This is a genomic window from Zunongwangia atlantica 22II14-10F7 (assembly GCF_002094855.1).
GTDB classification, from domain to species: domain Bacteria; phylum Bacteroidota; class Bacteroidia; order Flavobacteriales; family Flavobacteriaceae; genus Zunongwangia; species Zunongwangia atlantica.
Window position 1 is genome coordinate 394,261 of sequence record NZ_ARYN01000001.1, and the last position, 26,130, is coordinate 420,390.

General features: G+C 32.1%; 24 protein-coding genes. 13 read left to right on the forward strand and 11 right to left on the reverse strand.

Features of this window, described 5'->3' with window-relative positions:
* Positions 1-128: 128 nt before the first annotated feature.
* Positions 129-1,010, forward strand: coding sequence for a glycosyltransferase family 2 protein (locus IIF7_RS01630; protein WP_245801477.1), 882 nt, complete (start codon positions 129-131; stop codon positions 1,008-1,010).
* Here IIF7_RS01630 and wecB read toward each other — a convergent pair.
* A complete protein-coding gene (gene wecB / locus IIF7_RS01635; protein ID WP_084839913.1) occupies positions 976-2,058 on the reverse strand; it encodes a non-hydrolyzing UDP-N-acetylglucosamine 2-epimerase in 1,083 nt (360 codons plus the stop codon). The genes IIF7_RS01630 and wecB overlap by 35 nt on opposite strands.
* An 84-nt stretch (positions 2,059-2,142) precedes the next feature.
* Here wecB and IIF7_RS01640 point away from each other — a divergent pair, with 84 nt between their 5' ends.
* A complete protein-coding gene (locus IIF7_RS01640) occupies positions 2,143-3,384 on the forward strand; it encodes a glycosyltransferase family protein (RefSeq protein ID WP_084839914.1) in 1,242 nt (413 codons plus the stop codon).
* Here the strand turns inward: IIF7_RS01640 and IIF7_RS01645 are convergent.
* A complete protein-coding gene (locus IIF7_RS01645) occupies positions 3,377-4,330 on the reverse strand; it encodes a glycosyltransferase family 10 domain-containing protein (RefSeq protein WP_084839915.1) in 954 nt (317 codons plus the stop codon). The two genes, IIF7_RS01640 and IIF7_RS01645, sit on opposite strands and share 8 nt — an antisense overlap.
* 49 nt (positions 4,331-4,379) lie before the next feature.
* On the opposite strand from IIF7_RS01645, the gene IIF7_RS01650 reads away from it, so the two are divergent.
* From IIF7_RS01650 to IIF7_RS01660, 3 genes are read left to right on the forward strand one after another with little or no spacing between them, the layout of a single operon-like run.
* Positions 4,380-5,525, forward strand: a complete 1,146-nt coding sequence (locus tag IIF7_RS01650; protein ID WP_245801478.1) for a glycosyltransferase — start codon at positions 4,380-4,382, stop codon at positions 5,523-5,525.
* 1 nt (position 5,526) lies between these two features.
* Positions 5,527-6,708, forward strand: a complete 1,182-nt coding sequence (locus IIF7_RS01655) for a hypothetical protein (protein ID WP_084839917.1) — start codon at positions 5,527-5,529, stop codon at positions 6,706-6,708.
* Positions 6,705-7,784 (forward strand): glycosyltransferase family 2 protein, encoded by a 1,080-nt coding sequence (locus tag IIF7_RS01660; RefSeq protein WP_084839918.1) that lies wholly within the window; start codon positions 6,705-6,707, stop codon positions 7,782-7,784. The genes IIF7_RS01655 and IIF7_RS01660 overlap by 4 nt, the downstream gene beginning before the upstream one ends.
* On the opposite strand, the gene IIF7_RS01665 is transcribed toward IIF7_RS01660, so the two are convergent.
* From IIF7_RS01665 to IIF7_RS01705, 9 genes are all read right to left on the reverse strand, one after another.
* Positions 7,755-8,906: a glycosyltransferase family 4 protein gene (locus IIF7_RS01665; RefSeq protein ID WP_084839919.1), complete on the reverse strand. Its 1,152-nt coding sequence runs from the start codon at positions 8,904-8,906 to the stop codon at positions 7,755-7,757. The genes IIF7_RS01660 and IIF7_RS01665 overlap by 30 nt on opposite strands.
* The gene (locus IIF7_RS01670; protein ID WP_084839920.1) at positions 8,907-10,292 is read right to left on the reverse strand and encodes a glycosyltransferase family 28 protein; all 1,386 of its coding nucleotides are present in this window, start codon (positions 10,290-10,292) and stop codon (positions 8,907-8,909) included.
* Entirely contained in the window at positions 10,285-12,012 is a 1,728-nt protein-coding gene (asnB, locus tag IIF7_RS01675; RefSeq protein ID WP_084839921.1) for an asparagine synthase (glutamine-hydrolyzing), read from the reverse strand. The genes IIF7_RS01670 and asnB overlap by 8 nt, the downstream gene beginning before the upstream one ends.
* Positions 12,012-12,701 (reverse strand): acylneuraminate cytidylyltransferase family protein, encoded by a 690-nt coding sequence (locus tag IIF7_RS01680; RefSeq protein ID WP_084839922.1) that lies wholly within the window; start codon positions 12,699-12,701, stop codon positions 12,012-12,014. The genes asnB and IIF7_RS01680 overlap by 1 nt, the downstream gene beginning before the upstream one ends.
* Positions 12,698-13,492: a formyltransferase family protein gene (locus tag IIF7_RS01685; protein WP_084839923.1), complete on the reverse strand. Its 795-nt coding sequence runs from the start codon at positions 13,490-13,492 to the stop codon at positions 12,698-12,700. The genes IIF7_RS01680 and IIF7_RS01685 overlap by 4 nt, the downstream gene beginning before the upstream one ends.
* Positions 13,467-14,276: a polysaccharide deacetylase family protein gene (locus tag IIF7_RS01690; RefSeq protein ID WP_176218881.1), complete on the reverse strand. Its 810-nt coding sequence runs from the start codon at positions 14,274-14,276 to the stop codon at positions 13,467-13,469. The genes IIF7_RS01685 and IIF7_RS01690 overlap by 26 nt, the downstream gene beginning before the upstream one ends.
* 154 nt (positions 14,277-14,430) lie before the next feature.
* Entirely contained in the window at positions 14,431-15,585 is a 1,155-nt protein-coding gene (gene neuC, locus IIF7_RS01695) for a UDP-N-acetylglucosamine 2-epimerase (RefSeq protein ID WP_084839925.1), read from the reverse strand.
* Positions 15,586-15,595: 10 nt separating this feature from the next.
* The gene (locus IIF7_RS01700) at positions 15,596-16,591 is read right to left on the reverse strand and encodes an N-acetylneuraminate synthase family protein (RefSeq protein WP_084839926.1); all 996 of its coding nucleotides are present in this window, start codon (positions 16,589-16,591) and stop codon (positions 15,596-15,598) included.
* A gap of 2 nt (positions 16,592-16,593) precedes the next feature.
* Positions 16,594-17,469 (reverse strand): hypothetical protein, encoded by an 876-nt coding sequence (locus tag IIF7_RS01705; RefSeq protein ID WP_084839927.1) that lies wholly within the window; start codon positions 17,467-17,469, stop codon positions 16,594-16,596.
* Positions 17,470-17,541: 72 nt separating this feature from the next.
* Here IIF7_RS01705 and IIF7_RS01710 point away from each other — a divergent pair, with 72 nt between their 5' ends.
* The 8 genes from IIF7_RS01710 to IIF7_RS01745 all read left to right on the forward strand — a co-directional run bounded on the left by IIF7_RS01710 (position 17,542) and on the right by IIF7_RS01745 (position 26,106).
* Positions 17,542-19,080, forward strand: a complete 1,539-nt coding sequence (locus tag IIF7_RS01710) for a glycosyltransferase family 2 protein (protein WP_084839928.1) — start codon at positions 17,542-17,544, stop codon at positions 19,078-19,080.
* Positions 19,081-19,084: 4 nt separating this feature from the next.
* The gene (locus tag IIF7_RS01715; protein ID WP_317041863.1) at positions 19,085-20,068 is read left to right on the forward strand and encodes a glycosyltransferase family 2 protein; all 984 of its coding nucleotides are present in this window, start codon (positions 19,085-19,087) and stop codon (positions 20,066-20,068) included.
* A complete protein-coding gene (locus IIF7_RS01720; protein WP_084839930.1) occupies positions 20,065-20,610 on the forward strand; it encodes a serine O-acetyltransferase in 546 nt (181 codons plus the stop codon). Before IIF7_RS01715 ends, IIF7_RS01720 begins: the two co-directional genes overlap by 4 nt.
* Positions 20,611-20,886: 276 nt before the next feature.
* Positions 20,887-21,714 carry a glycosyltransferase family 4 protein gene (locus IIF7_RS01725; protein WP_084840065.1) on the forward strand — a complete coding sequence of 276 codons (828 nt, stop codon included), beginning with the start codon at positions 20,887-20,889 and terminating at the stop codon, positions 21,712-21,714.
* Entirely contained in the window at positions 21,711-22,775 is a 1,065-nt protein-coding gene (locus tag IIF7_RS01730; protein ID WP_084839931.1) for a glycosyltransferase family 4 protein, read from the forward strand. Before IIF7_RS01725 ends, IIF7_RS01730 begins: the two co-directional genes overlap by 4 nt.
* Positions 22,766-24,133, forward strand: coding sequence for an O-antigen ligase family protein (locus IIF7_RS01735; protein ID WP_245801479.1), 1,368 nt, complete (start codon positions 22,766-22,768; stop codon positions 24,131-24,133). Before IIF7_RS01730 ends, IIF7_RS01735 begins: the two co-directional genes overlap by 10 nt.
* Positions 24,087-25,109 carry a glycosyltransferase family 4 protein gene (locus IIF7_RS01740; RefSeq protein ID WP_176218883.1) on the forward strand — a complete coding sequence of 341 codons (1,023 nt, stop codon included), beginning with the start codon at positions 24,087-24,089 and terminating at the stop codon, positions 25,107-25,109. The genes IIF7_RS01735 and IIF7_RS01740 overlap by 47 nt, the downstream gene beginning before the upstream one ends.
* Positions 25,099-26,106, forward strand: a complete 1,008-nt coding sequence (locus IIF7_RS01745) for a glycosyltransferase family 4 protein (protein ID WP_084839933.1) — start codon at positions 25,099-25,101, stop codon at positions 26,104-26,106. Before IIF7_RS01740 ends, IIF7_RS01745 begins: the two co-directional genes overlap by 11 nt.
* The last annotated feature ends 24 nt before the right edge of the window (positions 26,107-26,130 follow it).

The following is a 26,130-nucleotide window of genomic DNA, read 5'->3' on the forward strand; positions in this document are numbered from 1 at the left end:
GATTTGTGAAAATTTTCTAGAAATTTTAAACTTATTCAGAAATGAAGTTTATTGAGAATTACTAAAAAATATTGCTAGAGAATTTTAGATGTAAGTAGATGATAGATAGTGGGCTAGTGTCTATTATAATGGCAACATATAATAGAAGTAAATTTATTAAAGAATCGCTTTTCGCCATACAACAGCAAACCTTTAGTAATTGGGAATGCCTAATTATAGATGATGGCAGTATAGATCACACTGAAAGTGTAGTTAATGATTTTATAATAAAAGATAATCGCTTTCGCTACTTAAAAAGATCAAATAGATATAAGAAAGGGTTACCTGGTTCCAGAAATATGGGGATTGATTTATCTAAAGGCAAGTATATTATTTTTTTTGACGATGATGATATTCCTCACCCAAAAAACTTAGAAATATGCTTAGCACATTTCTTACCAGAAATTTCGTATGTACGTTATTTAAGATCGGTTTTTTATGGAGATTTTAATTATAATTTTTCTGAAAACAAAGAATATGATGTTTCTGTTTTAAACCGATCAGTAATTCAGGACATGGTTATTCAAAAGATTCCTTTTAACTCTTGTCAGGTAATGTGGAGAAAGAAATGTTTTGAAGGAAATAAATTTAATGAAAGCTTAATGTTTGCTGAGGAATGGGAGTGTTACAGTAGAATTTTGATGCAAAAGGAAATCTCAGGAGTATCACTAGAAAAAGTGTTATTCTATGCAAGAAAACATGAAAATTCTAACACTGGCGAATATTTGAGCAAAAATAAACTTCGTTTAAATTCTAAAGAAGAAGCTTGTAGACAAGTAATTTCAAATTTAAAACAAAATGGTTTATTTAATAAAACGGTTCAAAAACACTTTTTGCAGTTAGCCTTTAGGATAGGAAGTTTTAAAGTTCTTTCTCATACTTTGCAAAAAGGGGATTATAATTATTTAGAACAGATCAAATATCTCACAGGTTTCCTTATTTATCCAGTACTAAGGAAGCTAAAATCTTAGCAATCCTTTCTCCAGTTTTTCCATCCCAATATTCAGGAATTCCACCTTTTTTCCAATTCCCTTGTAGCAATTTATTCATCGCATCAGGTATTGCATTTGTATCTGTTCCTATAAGTTCATTAGTACCAATAGAAATGGTTTCTGGTCGCTCGGTATTGTCTCTAAGTGTTATACAGGGAATTTCCATAACTGTAGTTTCCTCAGTAATCCCACCAGAATCTGTAATCACACCTTTAGCATGTTTTACTAGGTAGTTAAATTCCAAATAGCTTAAAGAAGAAATTATATATAGATTTTTAGCCTGAATACCTATAGCTTTTAGTTTTAATGCTGTACGTGGATGTGCAGGGAAAATTAGAGGTAAATCTTTACTACTTTGAATTATTGCTAATAGAGTATTCTTGATATTTTCTTCTTCATCAACATTGGCAGGTCTATGTAAGGTTAAAACTAAAAAACTATTAACAGTTAAGTTAAGGTCTTTCCAAATTTTTGGCTTTTTAAGCTTGGTTTGGAATTTCAGCAAAGTATCTATCATTGTATTTCCAACAAAGAATACTTTATTAGGATCTTTTCCCTGTTTTATTAATAGTTCAGAGGCTTGTCTGGTGGTGGTGAAAAAGTAGTCTGCAATGGCATCAATTAAAATACGATTTACTTCTTCAGGCATAGTCATATCTCCAGATCTAATACCTGCTTCCACGTGAGCGACTTTTACCTGCATTTTTTTTGCTGTAATCGCACAAGCCATGCTTGAAGTTACATCACCTACAACAATGCAAAGATCAGGTAAAAAAGTAGTTGTTAATAGTTCTTCATAGCCCTTCATGATAGCTCCAGTTTGGTAAGCCTGGCTGCCACTACCAATTCCTAAGTTGACGTCAGGTTCTGGGATTTCCAATTGGTCAAAAAAACTATCGCTTAAGTTTTTATCATAGTGCTGTCCGGTATGAATTAATCTAATTTTGAAGCTAGTAGTAAATGCATGCATTAAAGCTGCAATTTTAACAAAATTAGGTCTGGTACCTGCAATGATGTCTATTTGCATTGTGGATATAGTTTTTTCAAATATACTTGAAGTTAATCTAAGCTAGTTTATATATTTGATTTTAGTTTACCAATTTTAATCCTAATGAAAAGAATTTTAGTTATTGCCGAATCAATTGATGTTAACGATAGCAGTGGTACGAAAGGTAGAGTAGCTTTAATAAATAACATGGTTAAAATTGGATATGATGTGCATGTGTTTCATTATACACGGAAGAATATTCAAATTCAAGGAGCTAAGTGTATTGCAATTAGAGAGATTAAATTTAGTTGGAATTACTTTTTTAGTAGGTTAGAAAGACAACTGCGCTACAAATTAAAGATCGATCTACATGAAATCTTTGAGAAGATTTGGGGTTTTTCATTTACATTATTTAATGATAGGGATAGTATTATAAAAGCTATCAAAAATATAGATTTTGATCCCGATTTAGTTTTTACTTTTAGTAAAGGAGGGAGTTTTAGACCACATCATGCCCTTTTAAAATTACCTAATTTGCAGGATAGATGGGTTGCATATATTCACGACCCTTATCCTATGCATTTATATCCTAGACCTTATGCCTGGGTAGAGCCAGGTTATTTAAAAAAATGGAGATTTGTTAAACAAATGTCCGTCAAAGCTGCATACCCAGCATTTCCTAGTGCGTTATTGAAAGACTGGATGGGAAGCTATTTTGCAGAGTTCAGTCAAAGGGGAATAGTAATACCACATCAAATTGATAAAAAAACTATAGAAAGTAAAGAGATTAATATCCTTGATTGGAACTCCAAAAAATTTAATATACTTCATGCTGGTAGTTTGCTTCATGCCAGATACCCAAGAGCTCTATTAGTTGCTTTTGAAACTTTCGTGTCAAGTTTAGATGAAATTTCTCGATCTCAGTGTAGATTAGTTTTTATAGGCAGTGCTAATAATCACAGGCAGGTTTTGCAGGATTTCAGTCAAAGAGTGCCTGAAATAAAATTTTTAGATTATTCGGTACCTTTTGATACTGTTTATAAAATGCAACAGGAAACTTCTGTTAACGTTATTTTAGAAGCGAAGTCAGAGATAAGTCCATTTTTACCTGGGAAATTTCCGCATTGCATTGCAGCTAATAAACCCATATTTTCACTAAGTCCTGCATTAAGCGAAGTAAAAAGATTGTTAGGTGAAAATTATCCTTATTGGGCCGAAGTGGATGACGAAAAGAAAATTTTTCAAATGATTAGAACGGCTTATCAAAATTGGAAAGATGATAAAGGATATTTAAATAGGAGTGATTTGGAAGATTATTTGTCAGAAAAAAAACTCAAAGAAAAAATAGATTCACTGGTTAATTAGATACGATAAACTTACACTTATCAATAATCATATTTAATTGAGTACTTTTAGTTTCTTTCCAAAACGATTTAGGTTTTTCAATAAAATTATTGTAAACAAAGATGCATTTTTCAAGGCGGGATTTATATTCGATATCTGATATCTTCTTGAGATAATGAAATAACTCTTCAGGCGTATTAAATTCAGCATAATCAACAAAACTGTTTTTTGGGAAGATTTTATATATACTATTATCTTCGCCCGCATAATATATAGGTAAACAATAATTCTCTATACTATCCCAAATTTTTTCAGTAATATAATTTTCTGCGATTGTATTTTCAAAACATAGATTAAATCTGTATTTACTTAAAATTTCTTTTTTTCTTTCTACCCAATTTTTATTACGAGAATCTTCTTTAGAAATTCCATTAGGCCAACCTTTTCCATAAATTTCTAAGAATCCGTGCTTATACCCGAATAATGCGATTTCCGATCTTAATTTTATTAAATCAACATTTTTTGAGTTTATGATTAATTTAGAGTGTTTCCCTCCTTCATAAAACGACATTAACGCTACACACTCTTTGTTTTTATTAAGATTAGCCTTTGGGTTTAAAGGCAAGCTATTTTGAAATCGTTTTTTTTGATAAGTAACCTGATTTACAAAAACAGATTTTGTATAAACATTCATTACATGAATCTTAGAAAATAGATGGAATAGCCTAAAACTTTTTTGCTTCGTAGAAACACGTGGTTCATTAGTCCAAATTAAAAACTTCTTGTTTCTAATCACTAAATCTGGGTTTCTTAAAATATGTTTTTCACTTGAAGTAATTATAATCTCTGCTTCCTTAGGTTGCTCTACGAATTTTAAACTTTTATTTAAAAATAAATAATCATTTAAAATGAAATTTTCATCGAAGGGAGTGTATTTTAAAGAATCAAGTTTGTAAACTTTTATCATTTCTAATTTGTTTGTCCTAATTTAGCTATTATTTAAACTCCTATATATTTTGAGAATTTTAATGGTTTCTATTTTTTCTTCCCATTTTTTTAATTGGGTTAAACAATTAGAAAATAGCGGTCATCAAATATACTGGTTGGATGTATATGACTCAAATACCTACATTGAAAAAATTAGTTTTGTAGAACAAATTATAGGTTGGCGATATAAATGGGATTTTAAAGGTCGTAATTATTTAAAAAAAAATCATAAAAAACTTTATCAGAGAATTTCAAAGTTTAACGAACGTGATCTTGAACATTTTTTCGAGAAGAAAGTAAAGGAAATAAAACCAGATGTTGTTCATTCATTTTCTATGCAAAATGCCTGCTATCCTATAAAAAATGTGATGCTTAAATATTCAAAAATCAGATGGATATATTCTGCTTGGGGTAGTGATATGTATTATTACAATCGTATGGGGGCTTTTCTAGAGGCACAAAAAGTTTTAGGTCAAATAGATTTTATGTTTTCAGATTGTGAACGAGATTATAGAATTGCAAACGAAAATTCTTTTAATGGAATTTATTTGGGTAAATTTCCTGGTAGAGGTGGCTATGATGTAAAAAAATATAGCTTGTATCTAAAATCATTTTCTGATAGAAATGTTATTCTTATCAAAGGATACCAAGGAAAACATGGTAGATGTATTGAAGTTTTGAATTCTTTACTTTTAATAAAATCAGAATTATCTAATTTCAAGATTATCGTTTTTGGCGCGTCAGAAGATGTAGTGGATTTTGTGGATAAGTCTGATATAAAAATAAATCTTGATTTAGAAGTTTTTGGGAAAATAAGTCATGATAAAGTAATGGAGTTAATGGGAGCAACTAAAGTTTATATTGGGAATAGCCAGTCTGATGGGATTCCTAATAGTTTGCTAGAGGCCATCGTGATGAATGCTTATCCCATTCAATCAAATCCGGGAGGAGCCACTGAAGAATTGATTAAAGATAAGGTAAATGGAAGAATAATCAATGATCCGTTAGATACAGAACAAATAGCCTTAGTCATCAAAGAAGTAATTAATTATTCATCTTTAGAGTGGGCTATTTCATATAATTCAAAAAATATAAAACCAGAGTTAGAAAGAAAGTTTGTAGAAAAGAAAGTTTTAGAGGCTTATACCAAAGTGGAAAAACTGATTTTTCAATAGGATGATAGTTATCAATACGCCACATATCGAAAAAGATATCAATGAATGTATTGTTTCTTCGGATATCGAATCAAAGAACAGTATTAAAAAATTATGGTTTAAAGTTTCAAATTTCGATGAAAATTTGATCTTAACCGAACATTCTGATGCTTTTGTTATCGGAGTACTTTTTTATGCTCTTGAATGTGGGGAGAATGTTCATGTAAGAGGAAAAATATCTCAAAAGCTATTGCATAATATCAATAATTATCTCATAGATGCACTTTGTTTATCAAATTCTAATTTTAAAAAAATAAAGCTTACATCAGATCAAATATCAGGTAGCAATTTATGCATCCAGGATGTTGCAGCAACTGGTATTTCTTGTGGAGTAGATTCGTTCTCTACATTTTACAGACATTTTCAGGAAGACAAACCATTTAAAATTGAATATTTAACGTTTTTTAATGTTGGTAGTCATGGTGATTTTGGAGGAGAAAAAGCAAGAGGAATTTTTAATGAGCGTTTTGAGCAGGCAAAAGAATTCGCTAAAGATATAAATCTTCCAATAATTAAAATTGATTCTAATTTAAGTGAATTTTTAAAATTAAACTTTTTACAAACTAATACTCTTAGAAACGTAGCTTGTATCCTTTTGCTTCAAAAAGCTATTAAAAATTATTATTTAGCTTCTAAAAACAGATATGATTTTTTTAAGCTAAATCCTAAGGATAATCAGGATTTTGATACTTTACTTCTACCGTTACTATCAACAGAGTCCACAACCATACATTCTGCAGTTTCAAATCTTAAAAGAACGGAACGTACCTTATTTATTTCAGAATTTCCTTTAACGTATAGGCATTTAGATGTGTGTACAAATCCCAATGCTTCCAGTAATAAGAATAATTGCTCTGTCTGCTCAAAATGTATGCGAACACAACTTACTTTTGATCTGTACGGAAGACTAAGCCTTTACGAGCCTGTTTTTCACCTGGAAAAATATTTCGGAATGCGAGATAGCTATATTGCACAAGTGTATAATTCTAGAAATCTAGATCCTTTTAGTATAGATCTATTTGAACTTATTAAGGAAAAGAATGCGTTAAAACCTAAACATATTATACTAGCTAAATATATTGTTTTAAAGAATGCTTATACTGCTATAAAGAAGAATGTCAAGAAAACTCTAAATAGAAAATGATCTCCATAATCTATCCATATCGCAACCGTGATTTAAAACGAGTTCAGCGTTCTTTTGAATCTCTTAAAAATCAAAGTGTTCAGAATTTTGAGGTGTATTTTGTGGATTATGGTAGCGAGCCGGAAACTTCGGTAAAAGTTCAGGAGTTATTTAGCGATTATCCAAGCATAAAATATTCTAATCATGCAACTCGATTTCAACCATGGAATAAGGCAAAGGCTTTAAATTCAGTAATAAAAAAACTAGAAACCAAATTTTGTTTTGTAGCCGATATCGATATGATTTTTCATCCTGAATTTGTAAAGACGGCGATCTCATTACAAAAACCAGAGCAGTCAGTTTATTTTAAAGTCAGTTTTTCTGAGTCGGGAGATAAGCTCGATGGTATTAAGCCAGAAGATTTTGATCAATTTCGTCATAGTGACCATCATGCAACCGGTCTTACTATGTTTTCTGTAAAGGCTTTAAAAAGTATAAACGGATTCGATGAATTTTATCATCTATGGGGAGCTGAAGATACTGATATTCATGTTAGATTAAGAAATGCAGGATTTAAAGTCGAATTCTATGAAGAAGAAATCTTGATGTTACATCAATGGCATGAGAGTTATCGGGTTTCAGAGAAAGCAGGGCTTAATGCGGAATTTCAGATTAAAAATATAGTTCAACTAAATCATCAGCATCTAAAATATGCTGAAGAATATGGTATTACCAAAGTCAACTCAGACGGATGGGGTAAAGTAATGACAGCTAAACAAGAATCAGAATTGTTAAACTGTTCAATAAAAATCAATCTAGATGATGAAAAAAGAACTATTGAAAATCTGATATACGGGATTTTTTCTTCACAATCTGATGGGATTTTTAAAGTGAAAATCTCTGAATCAGAAAATAAGGAAGAATTTAAAAACAGGCTAAAAAAACTGGCAGGTAAAAAGATACCCGAATTTTATACAATGAAAGAAATTAACGATTTGCTTTTAATGCATATCATCTCATTTTATAGGGATCGTCCTTATATTTTTCAGATAGCAAAAGATTTAAAATCAATTACTATAGCTATCGATTTTCGCTAATTTTTGATATAATTTTATATTCTTTTCAGCGATAATTTTAGGTGAGAAGTTTTCCTGAAGATGTTTTCTGGCATTTTCTCCTAGTTGAGTAGCCAGTTGATTATCAGACAAGAGATCTAGGATTTTTTCAGAAAACGCCACATGATCTTTAGGATGAAAAGTAAAACCGGTCTTTCCATCGATCATAATTTCATTTGCCCAACCTATATTCGAACTAATAAATGCTTTTTCTAAGGCCATAGTTTCTAACCAGGTCATAGGGAAAGCTTCAGCAAAACTAGGTAACACAACCACATGTGCTTCCTTGATTAATTCCTGTATTTCATCATAGTTTAAAATACCTCTATAATCCAAATGTCTTAACGCACTTTTAGAAAGTTTTTTCCTGAATAAACTTAAGGTTGATTCTTTTTCAACAATATCAATAACGTCTCTGCCAGCTAAAATAAGTTGAGTTTCAGGATTTTTTTCTATAATTAGATTGAATATTTCTGCTAATTCTAAAACACCTTTTTTCCGAATGATGCTTCCAAAGTATAGAATTGTATTAGGTTTGATGTTCTGGTGATTTGGTATAAAACGATCTAATGGAATTAGGTTATGTATAACTTTACATTCCTTATTTAACTCAAATATTTCATTAGTTTTTCTGCCAACAAAATCACTTACTGCAATTATTGCATCTGCGTTTTTATAAGCTTTTTTTTCAAAAAATCGATTTTTTGCTTTTTGTTTTCTTCCTTCCAGATGGCAAAAATAAGCGTCAGAACCATGCAATTTTAGAATTATCGGGCATTTCAATTTCATAAAGGCTGAAATTCCTGTCCAATCGGGTATTTCTATACAATCAATTTTTTCCTGCTGAATCACAGAATTTAAATAATTCTGCAAATGTTTTCTATAAAAATAAAATCCTCCGAATTTATAGTGGCGTCTTTTAATTTTATAAATTTTCAGATGATCATTTTCAGTAACCGATTTTTCATCCTGATCATAAATAAAAATACTGATTTTAATTCCGGCTTTTAAAAGTGCCTGTGCTAAATGATAGATGCTGGACGCGATGCCACCAGTTGGCTGATTGTTTTCAGGATATTCTGATGTTAAAAAACCTATATGCATTTAGCTAATTTCATTTAAAGCTTTCCAGATTCGCTCTGAACTTTCATTTGCAGGATGCTTGTTTATTTTTCTAAACCATTCGCTTGCTTGCTCTATTGTTTCAATCGTATCTTTTTCTAGAGATTTTAAAATTATAGATTCAATATCACTTTCAGAGTTTATCCAGTAAGCTACTTTTTCAGATGGTTTCGAGCGAAAATGGATATATTTATAAATGCTTCTGGTATCCTTTTTAAGATTCGTTAGATCTGGATTGTAATTTATGTAACCGCAAGGTTTTTTATAACTCACAAAATCGAAGATCATAGAAGATGCTACGTTTATTACCATGAAAGTATTGGCGATAATCGATGTTTGCAATGCTAGATCTTCTTTGGTTGGTAATATAGCATTCCACTGCGATCCTTGTTGCTTCCATAAAGGGTCTATAGAGACAATTTCATTTTTATATTCTTCCAAAAACCGGTCATAGCGGTCTGAAAAATCTACCGGACATTTTCTAAAAATAATTCCGATGTTCTTACCAGAATTATTCAAATTTCTTACTGCTTTTGCAACATCTCGCAAGTATAATTCGTCATGCGGAGCCGTAGTTATATCATCACCAGAATAACACAAATACTGGCGTTCAGCATCTAAATTGTATTTTTTGTAGAAGATAGATTTGGAATCAGCTAAACCTTGAGTAAAGTGTGGTTCAAACTGCGGAGTTCCGGTAACTTTAATTTGTTTTTCTGAAATTTCAGAATAATATTTTATTAATTCTGAAGCCATAAAATCGCTCCAAACAAAATAATAATCAGTTTTAACTACTTTGGTTGCTTTAGGTAAATTATCCCAGGAAAATATAAAAGTAGCCGTAGGTATTCCCAAATCTTTTGCAGCCAGTAAAGGAGCTAAAGCATTTACCGGACGCTGATTGGTACAAAAAACAACATCTGGTTGTTCATTTTGTAAAGTTTCAATGCACTTTTTATATAAGGTCTTTCCTCGTTCGATATTGGCAAATTTTTCCCTAAGTTTTATCAGTTTTTTTTCTCCTGAATATTTCTTAGCTAGGAACTGAACGACTTTCCATTTCAGTTTAGCCTTAAGAGAGTTGAGATTTGGAGGGAATTTGTATTCCTGATAAACGGATTCATTAAATTTTGTAGTAAAATGATCTAATTCGGCCTCAATTTTAGCTCGTTTATACAAATCGGTTAAAAAATGAGGCTTACCTTCCAGTTTTAGCTCATTTAAACCAATTTTCGAAAGTTCAAAAGGCGTTTGATTCCAAAACGTAATATCCCAGCCTTTTTCTTTTCCCAGATTTGTGAAATTGGTGAAAGCAAAGTTGCGAAGTCCCACACCATCAGGTAACAGAATTAAAATTTTTTTACTCAAAATCGTCGAATTTCGATATTAAAAGGGCAGTATTTACCCATTGCCAAATATAAAAACTGTTTTGGTTATTTCCGTTAAGATAGCTTTCCCATTCTCGCTTAAGCGATCTTTGATCAAACCACTCACTAAAAAAAGAATGCTCTAAATGTCCAATTTCAGTAGTAACCCAATCTTTTAAATTGTTTCCAAGCCATTCTCTTTGTGGTGTCTGTAACGGTCTTTTAGGAGCGAAAGAGGTGTTTTTCGGGATAAACTCCGCAGCAATCTGTCTTAAGGTATGTTTTGTTGAATTTCCACATATTTTATATTCATCTTTAGCTGAAAATGCTAATTCAACCAAACGGTAATCCAGAAAAGGTTCTCGAAGTTCTGTACTAAATGCCATCGAAATACGATCGTTAAACCTTAAAGCCCTGGGAAGTTTTGTATAAAAAAGATCACGATATTGTGTATTCTGAATATGGCTTTTAAAAGGTGTAGGATATTCAGGTTGTAGCGCCAAAGCTTGAAATTCTTTTTCAATTACTTCTTTTTTGAAAGCCGAACTTCCTTTTTTTAAGCCTTGAATAGTCTGATTTTGTTGATTTAAGTAATAATCATATCCTGCCCATTGCTCATCTATTCCCTGTCCGTCAAGCAAAACTTTAATTCCTTGTTCTGCAGCATTTTTGAATATTTTAGAATACGCCAATGTTGGGATTCCACCAAAAGGTTCATCTTGATGTTTCGAAATTCTAAGCGCTAAATCTTGAATTTCGTTTACTGAGAGCTTTACTTTTTGCAGAGGTTTGTTAGTTTGCCTTATCATTTCCTCCACCCAGGGCAGTTCATCATACTTTTTATTTCCGGTGTAAAAAGTAAATGCATTAATATCTGCATCTGGCCTAAACTGGTCTACTAAAGCTAAAAGTAAACTACTATCAACACCGCCGCTAAGGTTAAATGCTAAAGGAACATCTGCTCTAAACCGCAATTTAATGCTGTTTTTGAGCAATTCCAGATACTCTTCCTTTAAATTGATTAGGTTTTTTGTAGAATTTCTAGATTTAATTCTTTCCTCGAAATTGTACCATTTTGTAGTCGTTAAAACTTCAGAAGAAAAATCATAATCTAAATAATGCCCTGCTGGTAGTTGTTTTATTCCCGAGTAAAAAGTTTCATCAGGCATCCCGTAGGATCCATATAAAAAATAAGAACTCCAAACTTTTTTATTTGGTGCTGTTCTTTGATGAAGATTTAAAGCTTTTATTTCACTTGAAAATCTGAATTTGTTTTCTTCGGAATAATAAAATGGTTTTACGCCAAATCGATCTCTGGCAGCAAATAACTTTTTATTTTTAGTATCCCAAATCGCAAAACTGAACATTCCGTTTAAAAGCTGAAGACAATCTTTGCCGTACTGAAGATATAAAGCCAAAAGAACTTCGGTATCTGAAACTGTTTTAAAATTATAATCCTGAACTCGACTTTTTAATTCTTTATAGTTATAGATTTCTCCATTAAATGTAAGTATAAATCGACCTGAAGGATCTTTAAATGGCTGATTGGCATTACTGCTGGTATCGATAATTGATAAGCGGTTATGCCCAATACAAGCAAAGCCCTGATCTTCAAAAAAACCGGTATGGTCTGGGCCGCGATGTTTTTGCGCAGCAAGCATTTCTTTTAATTGAAAAGCAGAATTACCCTTGCTTGAAATGATTCCGGCAATACCACACATTACTTCAGCTTTTTAATTAATTCTTCGGCTTTTTTCCAATCTTCCATGGTATCCAAATTTACGTGAGGATCTTCAGTGGTATCTATAAAACCGGTTTTATTTCCGAAGAACGAATTCTGCGCTAAAATGACCTCAGTTTTGGTGATATAAATAGCGCCGTCACGATGATAGGTTTTTGGTAAATCTTGTCTTCTCGAAACGATTTGTTCTCTTTCTACTGTTAGCTCTAAAGTTCCATCATGATCACTAAATGCCCAATAAGGATTATATTCATGTGGAATTTCTCTTACCGAGATTAAACTATCGTAATTGCCAGCTTTAAATTTTGTAATAGCATCATCTATTAAATTTTTTCTGCGGAAAGGAGTAGTGGGTTGCAACAAACAAATAGCATCAATATTTTGGTTGTCTTGTGATAACTTTTGAAGTTGCTCTTTAATTACAGCAATACTGGTAGTATCATCTTGTGCGAGTTGAAAAGGTCTTTTGTAGTTTTCAATAGCATATTTTTCTCCTTCCTGAAGAATTTGTTCATCTTCAGAATTAAGGAAAACTTTAGATAGATAATTACTTTCCAGAGCACTTTCAATCGTAAAAGCGATCAGTGGCTTATGGCCTAAAGTTTTTATGTTTTTACCGGGAATACCTTTACTGCCACCACGGGCAGGAATGATGCCTATTATATTCAAAAATTACAATTAACTATGGGTTTATTTAAATCTCTTTGCTCTTTATTACGAATATAGTCTATAATCATTCCTTGTTCAAAATTCTCGTAAATTTCCTTTAAAATAGAAATATTAAGATCTTTTACTCTTAACTCTTTTCCCGATTTTGGTTGTTTTATTAAGTCAATTTTTCTCGACTTATAATCTTGCAGGATTTTAGGTAGTAATTTTCCGGCTTTTAGAATCACTTTATTGCCAATAGCATGCATATCGTCTTCTACTTCAATTTCTGGTCGAATCTGGCAAAGAATAGCACCGGCATCAACTTTTTCTGAGGCAATATGGATCGTAGCGCCAACGCATTCTGGCTCTTTATAATAAAAAGGAAATAAATTGGTAGCCGATCCTTTATAATAAGGAGAAAGACCTAAGTGTAGATTAATAAACTTGTTAGGGAATAATTCTAGAATATCTTTCTTGATAATGCTCGTGCCAAAAAGAATAATATAATCTGGATTAACCTCTTTTAGTTTTTTTTGAACTAATTCTGAATTAATTTTGCCATGCTCCAGGGATAATAATTCTACATTTTTAGGAAATTCGATGTCTTTGAAAAATTGGTTTTCAGAGTTTTCTCGTAGTTTGAAATGATTTTTCCAAAAAACATCATCTTCGTCATTTAAACCATCATTTTTAGTGATTGAAACACTCTTTTTTTCACCAACAATTAATTGAAGAGAAGTATGTTCAGCTAATTCCTTAGCAATGTATTTGTGACGTTTTGCATCACTGGTAAATAGCACTGTTTTCATACCAATTTCTATAAGTTGGTTTAGAAAATAATTTGTTTTCTTTAAATAGGTTTCCTTTACCTAAAGGAAGATCGTTCGCATCGTATCTTGAAATTAATAATGGATCTTCCTGTAAGTCTGCTGTTAACGCCCTTTCCATAGTAAACCCTATTTTAAAGTCATTTTCTCTGGCAATATTCGAAACTTTTTGACAGGCGCTAAAAGAGCCATAAGGATAGCTTATAGCATCAAGTTTATGACCCAATAAAGAATTAAAAAATAATTGAGAATCTTTCAAATCCTGAGAAATAATCTCCTCATCAAACTCTCCCAAAGGTATATGTTGGTGAGCATGCGATCCCAAATTATGACTTTTGTCTAAATCAATAAGCATATCTCTAGTCATATATAATTCTTCAAAAATTTTGGATTCATCAAAATATTCGTGGAATAGCGGATCGATAAGCGATCCTAATTCTTTGAAATTAAGTTTGAAGTTTAAAAGATATTTTAGCTTAGCTGTATCAGCATCATCATAATTATAATGCTTAATTGCTAATAGATTCTCTTCCGGGGAAAGTTTTGTGGCGGTTCGGCTATTAATAATCTCTGAACTTAGTACCGATCTTAGCAAATGAATTTTATGAACCATTGATACTTTTTGCTCACTGAAATTCCAGCTATTTACAAAAAAAATAAAAGGAATCCCCATTTCATCCAATATGGGTTTTGCGATTTCATATTGTTCTTTTAAGCCGTCATCAAAGGTAATTAGGATATAATTTTTTTGAAGTGGTTGCTCCATTTTTTGCAAAAGCTCAGGTTGACTAATAAATTCTCCATACTTTGATAAAGTTTCCAGTTGCATTTTAAACTGAGAGGGCGTAAAACCAAAAATACTGGGATATTTTGCTTTAAAATCAGTTCTGATATAATGATAATTGCCAACACAAAGCATCTTAATACGTAATTGTTTTGCTGAAACTAAGTTCGGTTTTAGCTAAAATATCAGCTATTTTTTTACCTGCTTCACCATTTCCATAGATATTGGAAGAAGTGAGATTATTTATTTCAATAGATTGTTCAATGGCTAATTTAATTTCAGATTTATTGGCTTCTACATCAATTACATTTTGCGCTCTTAATCTACGGTTTTGGCGATTACCGATATTCACAACCGGTACGCCAAGGTAAGCACATTCCCTAATGCCAACACTTGAATTTCCTATCAGTGTTTTTGAATGTTTCAGAAGTACTAAAAAATCCTGTGGCTCCATATTTTTAAAAAAATGAATATTCTTAGGCTTCATTTTTTCACGATAAGATCTAATTCCGTTACTGGTGCCATCTGAGCCTGCATCTACATTGGGCCAAAACCAAAATGTAGGAAATCCTAATTCATCTACCGCTTCTAAAGTGGCTAAAATTTGATTTTTAGATTCGTGATATTCGGTAGTTACCGGATGTTGCATAACAACAATATAACCATCTTGGAAGTCGATTTCAGGGCCAACACCTCCATATTTTTCAATAGGATTAAAATATAGATCTGAAGCATTAATTTCTCTAGCTAGATCTATCGATGGGCAACCGGTATTGATCACTTTTTCAGGATTTTCTCCTAATTTTATTACACGATCGCGCGCATCGTCGCTGGAAACCAAATGTAAATCTGCCAGTTTTGTATTGGCATGGCGTACTTTTTCATCGATATTCCCGGTAACTTCACCTCCCTGAATATGAACCAATGGAATATTTTGGTAAGAAGCCGCGATAGAGGTAGCAATAGTCTCAAAACGATCTGCAATGGTAACTACGGCATCTGGTTTTAAATTATAAAAAACATTGGTTAATTCCATTAAACCCAATCCTGTAGTTTTAGCCATGGTAGTTGGGTTTTCACCCTCGAGCACCATAAAAACTTTAGAACTTATTTTAAATCCATCTTTCTCTATAAAGTCTACAGCATTCCCATAACGATCTAGCAAAGCAGAACCGGCAATTACCAGCTGTAATTCCAAATCTTGATGCTGGTCGATCGCAGCCAAAGCAGTTTTAATGCGGCTATAAGAAGGCCTTGCTGTTACTACTACGCAAATCTTTCTTTTTTGCATATTTTATTTTTTAGTGCAGACTTTCTTCAGTTAGAAAATCCCATTTTTTTAAAGGCTTTTTCAGTTTTTGTCCTATAATTTCTTCAAATTTTGAAGCATTAATTCCGCAGCCTTTTGGTTTTTTACTCTCTAAATCCTCAAATTTTAAGATATGATTTTCGGGCAGATCTTTATTTACGGCCAAAGATTTCTCGAAAATACTTTTAAGATCTTTAAATTGAGTATTTTCATTTTTATCGATCGGGTGATTTTTGGCTTTTTCGATGGCTTTTATATTTTGAACCATCTCTGCTACCTGATTTATTTCTATTGAAGATGAACTATCTGGGCCAAACATATTTTTATCAAAAACAACGTGAAATTCAAGAATTTCAGCTCCTAAAGCGGTAGCAGCAATGCAGGTGGAAGGATTTGCAGAATGATCTGAAAATCCAACAGGAGCCTGATAACGCTCTTTTAATTCTGAAATAACATTCAGCCCATAATTTTCTGGAGTTGTTGGGTACGAGGTCGTACATTGCAGAATCGAGAACTCAATTTTTTCCTTTTTTAGAAAATCAACTGTTTCGTCAAATTCAGCAAAAGAACTCATCCCAGAACTTAAGATTATCGGTTTGCCGGTTTTAGCAATTTTTTTCAGTAATAAAAAATTATTGACTTCCCCAGAGCCGATTTTGTATCTTTTTACACCTAATTTTTCTAACTGATCTACAGCTAAATTGCTAAATGGTGAGGCCAAAAACTCAAGATTATTCGTTTCGCAGCATTCTTTTAGGATCTGCCATTGCTCAAATGTGAACTCCATTCGTTTCCAGTAATCAAAACGGGTTTTATCTTGTTTGGAAAATTTAATTCTGAAGGGTTCCTGCAAGCTACTTTCAGCTTCTGCAATATGCATTTGAAACTTTACGGCATCAACTCCGGTTTTAGCCAAAGCTTCGATATAACTAATGGCTAAACCAAGACTTCCTTCGTGAGCCTGCCCAATTTCAGCGATGATATACATTTTTATACTTTTAAAACGATATTTATGGCTCCTGCCATTAACTCTTCTTCCGTAAATTTATGATAATCCTGATGCAATTTCAGGTTTTTGAACTTTTTATAGGTTGCGCTGTCTTTTTTGGGAACATCATAATTTAGATATGCCACTTCTAGTCCACATTTTTTAAAAATCTCAAGATACTCGGGAAGTCTTAACCTGTTATGATAATCGAATTTGGTCATTCTTGTCTTCCATTCTTTTTCAGAAAACTTTAAAAAATCCTGCATACTAAGCGAAGCATCCACATATGCCCTATGATCGCTAGGTGAAATTAGATGAACAATCAAGGAGTTTTTGGGCATTTCTGAAGCAAATTTTTTATGCATTAACTCAATGTCCTTCGGAGTAACATGTTCTAAAACATACCTTGAAAAGATAACTTCACTTTCGATTTTAGCTGATTCTATGATATTTTTTTTGGGGAAGTAATGAATGTCTTCAGGTAAATTATAGTCATCTAAAGTAGATAAATCAATATTCGGGTTTGTTTTAGCTACAAAATAGGTGTTGAAATCTTTTATGGTTTCAGCCGAATAATGATCGTATAAGTCGTACGTATAGATCGATTTGGCATTTCCCTGGTATTTTAATAAATATGGCATAACGGGAAGCCATCCGCTACCAATTTCAGTAATGCTTTTGTTATCTAAACTCGAATTGATTTCAGCTAAGATCTTTGAAATAACATTCATCGCTCCAATTCCTCTATTAAGCTTTAAATCGAAATTATTGCTATCCATTTTTTGCTGAATAATATGGTAGCAATAAAATCCCCATTTAGAGGGAAGTTTATCTAAAAAGTAAAGAAGCGAATTTTTGAGCCTGAGTTTTACAGACATTACTTTATTTTTATGGCAAGATAGCAAAGAAGTTTAAAATGGAGTTTTACATTTGCTGAAATAAGAATAGAGATGATTTTTTTAGTTCATAATCAGGCAAAAACTTTAGTTTTCTGTAAGAAAGAAGGGAAGGAGCTTAGCCTAAAAGCCGGAACAATTACTGATGCTTTTTGGGAATTGGCCGAGCTTTGTCCTGAAGAACTAATCATCTGGATGGAAGAAGGGCAACAATCTAATTTTAATAAAGATTCGGTTGCTAAAATCTTTCATCATGATCGTATTATGGCATCTTTTGCCGTAGAAACCCGTTTTTTAGATGATAGAATTGGCTATGTAGATGAATTGCCATTTGTAAATGTTAAGCGAAATGTGCAATACCCAACCTGGCTAATGAGTGCAGACCTTGGCGGTATTAAAGGGAAAGCGCTTTTGAAGTTTCAATCCAGTTTTCAGCAAATAACGGATTTTCAATATCTACTAAATGCCATTGCTAAAATTGGCCAGCAAAATGGGCTGTTTTGTTACAGTGCGCCAGGTTTAGTTTACAAGTTTTCTGATAAAATACAATATACAGCTTCTAATAAGCGGTTATTTCAATTTGTAGCACAGTTTTATAAAAAGCCAAGATTAGCGGTTTTAGGATGGTGTTTTAAAAAGTACGAAAAAGAAAGTTATACCTATTCATTAATTACAGGCTCATTGAAAAAGAGCTTTTTTCAGCAAGAGCTTGATCTTTCAGATATTGAGATAAAATCTTCTAAAACGCAGGATTTGGAAGATACGATTGATGTTGTAATCCCAACGATAGGTAGGCCAGAACATTTGTTGAATGTTTTGGAAGATCTAAAACAACAAACGCTACTTCCAAAAAATGTAATTATAGTAGAACAAAAAGTTGATCCAAAAGAGAAAAGTGATTTCTCCTTTAACTCTGAAGATTGGCCATTTGAAATTCAGCATATTTTTACACATAAAACCGGTGCCTGTAAATCAAGAAACCTGGCTTTGAGTATGGTTTCTTCAAATTGGGTTTTTCTGGCAGATGATGATATTCGATTTAATAATGATCTACTTGAAAATGCGGTCGCAGAATCTAAAGTTTTAGGAGTTGAGGTGCTTAATTTGAATTGTTTACAAAAAGGTGAGAGGAAGATTTATGATGTTATTAAACAATGGGGAGCATTTGGATCAGGAACAAGTTTTTTAAGAACTACATGTATCAAAAATTTAAAGTTTGATGAAAATTTTGAGTTTGGTTATGGAGAAGATATAGATTTTGGTTGCCAATTAAGAAATTCGGGTACAGATATAATTTATCATCCAACTTTTGAAATTTTACATCTTAAAGCTCCCATGGGAGGTTTTAGGCAACAATTGAAGAATGATTGGGAACAAGGAGACTTACAACCAAAACCTTCACCGACGTTTATGAGCTATTTGAAGAAAAACTATAATGATTTTCAAATTTTAGGATATAAAACTGTATTATGGCTCAAATTTTACAAACAGCAGGAAGTAAGGAATCCATTTGTTTATATTTCAGAAATGAAGAAACGTTGGAATTTAAGCGAGAATATTGTGTCAAAGATTTCAGGTAATAATGTTCTTTGAAAGAATGATGAAGTTTAGCCTAATTATTTGTACATATCAAAGACCGGAAGCGCTTTTAAAATTGCTGAAATCTGTTAAGGAACAAACGCGTTATCCCGATCAAATTATAGTTGTAGATAGTTCTTTAGATGAAGAAACAAAACAAACTTTAATAGGAAGTGATTTTAAAAACCTGGAATATTATTTAGTTACTAAAGAAAATAGAGGATTAACCAGACAGCGTAATTTCGGTATTAAAAGAGTAGATGAAAACAGTTTTATAACTTGTTTTCTGGATGATGATGTAGTTTTATTAGAAGATTATTTTGAAAAGTTAATAGAAACTTATAACAAATATACTGATGTCTTAGGGGTAGGGGGGTATATTTTAGACGATAATATTGAATGGGTGAAAACTGAAGAAAATACCATAAATTTTGAGGAATTTGTGTTTGATGGATGGAAACGAAAATTAGGTAGTAGAAATGTATTACGTAAGAAATTAGGATTGTTAAGTGATCAGCCACCCGGATTTATGCCAGAATTTTCTCATGGTCTTTCAATCAGTTTTTTACCACCTTCAGATAAAATCTATCCGGTAGAATTTTTTATGGGAGGAGTTTCTTCATACAGAACAGAGGTGTTTTCTAAAATTCAATTTTCTGAATATTTTGACGGATATGGATTATACGAGGATATGGATTTCTGTTTAAGATTATCAAAATTAGGAGCTCTATACGTAAATACGGCGGCGAAATTGTATCATTACCATGAAGCCTCGGGAAGACCCAATCAGTTTAAATACGGAAAGATGGTTAGCCAGAATGGTAATTATGTCTGGAAAATAAAAAATCCAAATCCTGATTTTTCGGCCAAGTTAAAATATTATAAAATATCTTTTTTGCTAGCTTTTGTTAGGTTGAGTAATGTGATAAATACTCCAAAGAAAAAAGAAGCCTGTACAGAAGCTTTTGGACGTTTTTTAGGTATTTTATTTTCAAATAAATGATAAAGGGAATTAAATCAGATTATCAACGATATAGGGAATACGGAGCAAAGCCTTTTGTTATTATCTTTATGACTCAGGGATTTTGGGCTCTTTTTCAATATAGAATTGCTCATAAAATTTATCAATCAAAAATTCCTGTTCTGAGAAGAATTCTTCTGGTAATTTGTCTTTTTTGGCAGAAATGGGTTGAGATTATCGCCGGTATTTCAATTCCTTTTTCAGTGAAAATTGGGAATGGTTGCTATATTGGGCATTTTGGAAATATAATTATTAATGCAAATACTGTAATAGGTGAAATGTGCAATATTTCGCAGGGAGTCACAATAGGAATAAGTGGGCGAGGAGCTAGTAGAGGAGTGCCGAAAATTGGGAATCGTGTCTACATAGGAGCAAATGCAGTAATTGCGGGAAAGATTGATGTTGGGGACGATTGCGTTATTGGAGCTAATTCTTTATTGAATAAATCGATAGATTCAGGATTAACAGTTCAAGGTGTACCTGCAATTATAATAAATACTAATTCTTCAAAAGGATATATATAATTGAGATTTTTAGTTATATCAAGTGCTCCAACTCTTTTCAAACAAAATAGATATTTTGCTTACTCACCCTATGCTCGAGAACTTAATATTTGGTCTCATTTTGTTAAGGATTTAGAAATTCTTTCTCCAACCGTATATCATAAAAAACTTATTTTAGAAGAGGTGAAAGGAAAACCTAAAGTATTTTCTGTCTCGGTCATAGTTTTTGATTCATTTTTGAATATCATCTTTTCTTTATTTAAGATGCCCATAATTCTTTTCAAGATATTTAGTCGAATGCAGAGGGCAGATCATATTCATTTACGCTGTCCGGGAAATGTTGCACTTTTGGGATGTATTATTCAGATTTTTTTTCCTTCAAAGCCTAAAACAGTAAAGTATGCTGGTAATTGGGATCCCAATTCCAAGCAGCCTTGGAGCTACAAACTTCAGAAAGGGATACTTTCTAATACATTTCTAAGTAAAAATATAAAGGTTTTAGTTTATGGAGAATGGCCAAATCAAACTAAAAATATATTACCTTTTTTTACCGCATCATTTTCTGAATCTGAAGTACAAAATGTTGAAAAGGATTTTACTAATGAGCTGAAATTTCTATTTGTAGGTAGCCTGGTAGAAGGAAAACAGCCACTTTATGCAATTCGTTTGGTAGAAGAATTGAAGAATAAAGGAAGAATTGTTAATTTGAAAATTTTTGGAGAGGGGCCATTAAGACCTGATTTAGAAAATTATATCCAAACTAAGAATCTTAGTACTTACATTACTATTTGCGGAGGTGTTTCATTAGATCAATTGAAGAATGAATATAAAAGATCCCATTTTTCGATTTTACCTTCTAAAAGTGAAGGTTGGCCCAAAGCGGTTGCTGAAGCTATGTTCTTTGGATGTATTCCTGTTGCAACCCGTGTTTCATGTGTGCCTTGGATGCTAAAAAATGGAAAAAGAGGGATTCTTCTTAATGATGAGTTAGAGAATGATCTTACGAAGCTAAAAGAAGTTTTGCAAAATAGTGGGGAATTACAAAAAATGGCTACAGAAGCGATGAATTGGTCTCAGCATTATACGGTTGAATACTTTGAAGAGGAAATTAAGAAGCTATTATGAAAGTTCTACAAATTATAGATTCTTTACATCCGGGTGGAGCCGAAAAAATGGCTGTAAATTTATTCAATGAACTTAATAATAATAAAGATGTAGAAAGTTTTCTCTGCGTAACAAGGGAAGAGGGCTTATTAAAAGATGAAATTGTAGACTTTTCAAAGTATTTATTTCTTAATCGAAAGAAGCTATTAGATTTTAGAGCTTTGCGTTCACTGCATTTATTCATTAAATCAAATAAAATAAATGTGGTACATGCCCATAGTACATCGTATTTTTTTGCCTTTTTGCTCAAATTTTTTCTTAATAAGAAGATTATACTAATATGGCATGATCATTATGGAAATAGTGAATATCTAAAGGATCGAAATTATAATATACTAAAAATATGTTCTAAAAATTTTGACGGAGTTGTTTGTGTTAATCGGCAGCTTTTAAGCTGGAATAAAAAAATGCTTTTAGCACATAATTACGAGATGATCAATAATTTTGTAAGCTTAGTTGAGAGTAGTGAAGATAAATTGACTTTAAAAGGTAAGCAATGTGTCAAAGTAATTTGCGTAGCTAACTTGAGACCTCAGAAAGATCATCATTTGTTAATAGATGTTTTTAACGAGTTTTTTGATAATAAGGAAATTAGTCTACATTTATTCGGAAAGGATTTTGAAGATTCATACAGTGATGATCTGAAAACTAAAATCGAGAAAACAAGGAATATCTTTTACTATGGTTCGCATAAAATTACTAAATCTATACTATCCCAGGCAGATATAGGTATACTGGTTTCAAAGTCTGAAGGGCTTCCTCTGGCTTTATTAGAATATGGGATGGCTGGATTACCTGTGATATGTGCAAAAGTAGGAGAGTGTCCAGAAGTTATTGGTAAATCTGGAATACTGGTAGCACCAGGTGATAAAAAAGATATTTGTAATGCAATTAATACTTATTTTGGGAGTGAAGAACTAAGATTTCAACATGGTGTGGGAATTTATAATCGCGTGTTCCAAAAATTTAGTGCCGAGGTTAATATTTCAAAATTTATTGATTTTTATAAGCAGTGCAGTTAAGTATAGAACAAAATAGAAAGCAATATTTCCAATTGCTATTGCTGCATATTGGGATGGCTTTTGCTATTTATTTATTTAGGCCAATTTCTGTACTCCTTTGTCATGGGATGTTGTTGTTCTGGCTATTTCATATCCTTCAAAAGAAAAATAAGAACAATGAAGCTTTAATGGCGGCTGCTTATATGGCAGGGAGTGAGGTGTATTTTAGGATGACTGATGGGATGATCTTTTATGAGACAGGAAAATATAGTGTTATGCTCTTCTTACTAATAGGTATGTTTTTTAAGGGCACTTCATCTAAAACTGTACCATATTGGTTGTTTATTCTAATGATGGTTCCTGGGATATTGATTTCTGCTATTAATATTAGTTATACAGCTGAATTTAGGAAACTGATAGCATTTAACCTAAGTGGCCCGGTGTGTCTTGGTATAGTGGCAGTTTATTGTTATTATAAAAAGATAAAGAAATCTGATTTTGAGAAGGTAATATTAATGCTCCTTTTACCTCTAATATCAAATATGTTTTATTTGTATCTGTTTACACCGAGCTTAAAAGAATCTCTCATTAATGTGTCTGCGAATTATTCTGCAACGGGAGGCTATGGTCCAAACCAGATTTCTACCATTTTTGGAATGGGATTTTTTTTGATCTGTACCCGACTATTTTTAGTGAAAGATAAATTAATAAACCTTATAGATTTCGCATTGCTTGGTATGATGGCTTATCGAGCAGTTGTAACATTCTCTCGTGGAGGAGTGTTTACAGGCATTATTTGTATAAGTACTTTTCTAATTTTCTATTATTATAAAATGGATAGAAAGTCCAGATCTGCCGTTTTTAGAAAAATTCTGTTTATTGTAGCGGTTGGTCTAGGGGTTTGGACGTTTAGTTTAGTTAAAACTTATGGATTGATAAGCAATAGATATACTAATAAAGATGCCTCGGGTAGATTAAAGGAGGATATAACGACTGGAAGATCCGAATTGATTACTACTGAATTACATGCGTTTTTGAACCATCCCATTTTTGGTATAGGGGTAGGCAAAGGAAAGGAATATAGAGAAGAACAATTGGGAATAGAGATTGCTACTCACAATGAGATAAGTAGGATGCTTTCAGAACAGGGATTGCTTGGTTTGATCAGTTTATTGATATTAATTTTTGTTCCTGTGGTATTTTGGTTTAAATTCGAGAACAATTATTATTTTTTAGCCTTCTTAGCTTTCTGGTTTTTAACGATTAATCATTCAGCCATGCGAATTGCCTTACCAGCATTCGTATATGGTTTGGCATTACTTTATATAGTAGATGACAAAAAAGATCCTGTATATAGGAAACGACTTGCGAGTAGATAGTTTTACTGCTACTTACATTTCTTTCTTAAGTAAAATGTTAAGGGAAGAAGGGTACAAGGTAAAAACTGCATCAGCAAAAAATAATAAGCTTATCCGTTTGACTGAAATGTTGTGCCTTATCATAAAATTTCATTCAACCACAGATATTGTTCTTATAGACACTTACGGAGCAACTAACTTTTATTATGCTTATCTGGTAGGACGTCTCTGTCAAATGTATAAAATACCTTATGTGCCGATACTGCACGGAGGAAATCTTCCCGAGCGTTTAGATAAAGATCCTAAATTTAGTAAAAACCTTTTTGGAAATGCATATTTAAATATTGCGCCATCAAATTTTTTAAAACATGAATTTGAATCAAGAGGTTTTGATCGTATAAAGCTTATTCCAAATTCAATAGATTTAAGAAATTATCCATTCAAAAATCGAGATAGGTTTTTTCCAAAATTGCTATGGGTACGCAGATTTCAGCATAGATATAATCCTAAAATGGCCATACTTCTTTTAGAAAGATTATTTGCTGAATATGAGGAAGCCGAGTTATGTATGGTGGGGCCTGAAAAGGATGGAAGTATGCAGGATTGTAAACGATTAGCAAAAAGGAAAAATCTGAATGTTAAGTTTACGGGGAAATTAAAAAAGAAAGAATGGGCAGAGCTTGCTAAAGAGTACGACTTTTTTATAAATTCAACCACGATAGATAATACTCCTATTAGTGTTATCGAATCTATGGGACTTGGGCTTCCAATTATTTCAACGAATGTTGGCGGGATGCCTGTGCTTATCGATCATCTTAAGGATGGAGTTTTAGTTGATTCTGATGATTTTAACGCCATGTTTTCAGAAATTAAAAAAATTCTTGAAAATCCAGATATTGGTCAAAAAATGGCTATAAATGCAAGAAAAAAAGCCGAATCTTTTGGTTGGAAGAATGTAAGAAAAGATTGGTTAGAAGTGATTGATAATGTCCGGTAAAAGTATACTTTATTTAGGGAATAAGCTTTCAGATCTAAATTGCACCCCCACTGCAGCAGATATTTTACCTGGTTTATTAGAAAAAGAAGGTTTTAAAGTCTATTCATTTTCTTCAAAAAGGAATAAGTGCTTACGACTTTTAGAAATGTTGTTCAAAACCTTGGTTCTAGGTTCTAAAGTAGATTGGGTGATCATCGATGTTTATAGCACACAAAACTTTTGGTATGCTTATCTCTGCGGAAAACTTTGTCAGTTTAAAAATGCAACATATATAAATATTTTACATGGTGGTAATCTTGAAAAGCGATTAAAAAAGAAGTACCTTTCATTTTTTAGAAACGCAAAATTTAATATTGCTCCTTCACGATTTCTACTTGCCAAATTTTCATCTTCAGGATTAAATAATTTGAAGTTTATTCCGAATTCAATTCCGTTAAAAGAATATAACTTTAAAATTAGAGAAGAATTTAAACCAAAATTGCTTTGGGTACGTTCTTTTGCTGAAATTTATAATCCCTTTTTAGCTATTCAATTACTCGAAAGTTTATTAAAAGATTATAGTGATGCTGAATTATTTATGGTAGGCCCTAAAAAGGATGATAGTTTCGAAAAATGTATGATGTATGTTGAAAAGCATAAGTTACCTGTACACTTCACTGGAAAACTAGATAAAAAAGCCTGGCATGCACTTTCTAAAGATTGTGATTATTTTATAAATACTTCAAAAATAGATAATACACCGGTTAGTATTGTTGAAGCTATGGCTTTGGGTTTACCGGTTTTAAGTTCAAATGTTGGGGGGATTCCCTTTTTAATAGAAGACCAGGTTGATGGTATTTTATATGAAAATAGAGAACTAAAAGATTTACTTTCTAAAACCATATATTTATTAAAAAATCCTTCTAAATCAACTAATATTAGCTTAAAAGCTCGTCAAAAGGTTGAAAAATTTGATTGGGAAATTGTTAAAAAACTGTGGCTTAATATGTTGTCTTAAAGCACTATATTAGCCTCAGAAATT

What these genes read in the sequence shown, in the direction of transcription:
- IIF7_RS01740 (WP_176218883.1), top strand. Translation starts at nt 24,087, where the DNA reads ATGACAAAAAAGATCCTGTATATAGGAAACGACTTGCGAGTAGATAGT.
- IIF7_RS01730 (WP_084839931.1), top strand. Translation starts at nt 21,711, where the DNA reads ATGAAAGTTCTACAAATTATAGATTCTTTACATCCGGGTGGAGCCGAA.
- IIF7_RS01725 (WP_084840065.1), top strand. Translation starts at nt 20,887, where the DNA reads ATGCAGAGGGCAGATCATATTCATTTACGCTGTCCGGGAAATGTTGCA.
- IIF7_RS01705 (WP_084839927.1), bottom strand. Translation starts at nt 17,469, where the DNA reads ATGTCTGTAAAACTCAGGCTCAAAAATTCGCTTCTTTACTTTTTAGAT.
- wecB (WP_084839913.1), bottom strand. Translation starts at nt 2,058, where the DNA reads ATGCAAATAGACATCATTGCAGGTACCAGACCTAATTTTGTTAAAATT.
- IIF7_RS01630 (WP_245801477.1), top strand. Translation starts at nt 129, where the DNA reads ATGGCAACATATAATAGAAGTAAATTTATTAAAGAATCGCTTTTCGCC.
- IIF7_RS01640 (WP_084839914.1), top strand. Translation starts at nt 2,143, where the DNA reads ATGAAAAGAATTTTAGTTATTGCCGAATCAATTGATGTTAACGATAGC.
- IIF7_RS01660 (WP_084839918.1), top strand. Translation starts at nt 6,705, where the DNA reads ATGATCTCCATAATCTATCCATATCGCAACCGTGATTTAAAACGAGTT.
- IIF7_RS01710 (WP_084839928.1), top strand. Translation starts at nt 17,542, where the DNA reads ATGATTTTTTTAGTTCATAATCAGGCAAAAACTTTAGTTTTCTGTAAG.
- neuC (WP_084839925.1), bottom strand. Translation starts at nt 15,585, where the DNA reads ATGCAAAAAAGAAAGATTTGCGTAGTAGTAACAGCAAGGCCTTCTTAT.
- IIF7_RS01745 (WP_084839933.1), top strand. Translation starts at nt 25,099, where the DNA reads ATGTCCGGTAAAAGTATACTTTATTTAGGGAATAAGCTTTCAGATCTA.
- IIF7_RS01720 (WP_084839930.1), top strand. Translation starts at nt 20,065, where the DNA reads ATGATAAAGGGAATTAAATCAGATTATCAACGATATAGGGAATACGGA.
- IIF7_RS01690 (WP_176218881.1), bottom strand. Translation starts at nt 14,276, where the DNA reads ATGGAGCAACCACTTCAAAAAAATTATATCCTAATTACCTTTGATGAC.
- IIF7_RS01685 (WP_084839923.1), bottom strand. Translation starts at nt 13,492, where the DNA reads ATGAAAACAGTGCTATTTACCAGTGATGCAAAACGTCACAAATACATT.
- IIF7_RS01715 (WP_317041863.1), top strand. Translation starts at nt 19,085, where the DNA reads ATGATGAAGTTTAGCCTAATTATTTGTACATATCAAAGACCGGAAGCG.
- asnB (WP_084839921.1), bottom strand. Translation starts at nt 12,012, where the DNA reads ATGTGTGGTATTGCCGGAATCATTTCAAGCAAGGGTAATTCTGCTTTT.
- IIF7_RS01665 (WP_084839919.1), bottom strand. Translation starts at nt 8,906, where the DNA reads ATGCATATAGGTTTTTTAACATCAGAATATCCTGAAAACAATCAGCCA.
- IIF7_RS01700 (WP_084839926.1), bottom strand. Translation starts at nt 16,591, where the DNA reads ATGTATATCATCGCTGAAATTGGGCAGGCTCACGAAGGAAGTCTTGGT.
- IIF7_RS01655 (WP_084839917.1), top strand. Translation starts at nt 5,527, where the DNA reads ATGATAGTTATCAATACGCCACATATCGAAAAAGATATCAATGAATGT.
- IIF7_RS01645 (WP_084839915.1), bottom strand. Translation starts at nt 4,330, where the DNA reads ATGATAAAAGTTTACAAACTTGATTCTTTAAAATACACTCCCTTCGAT.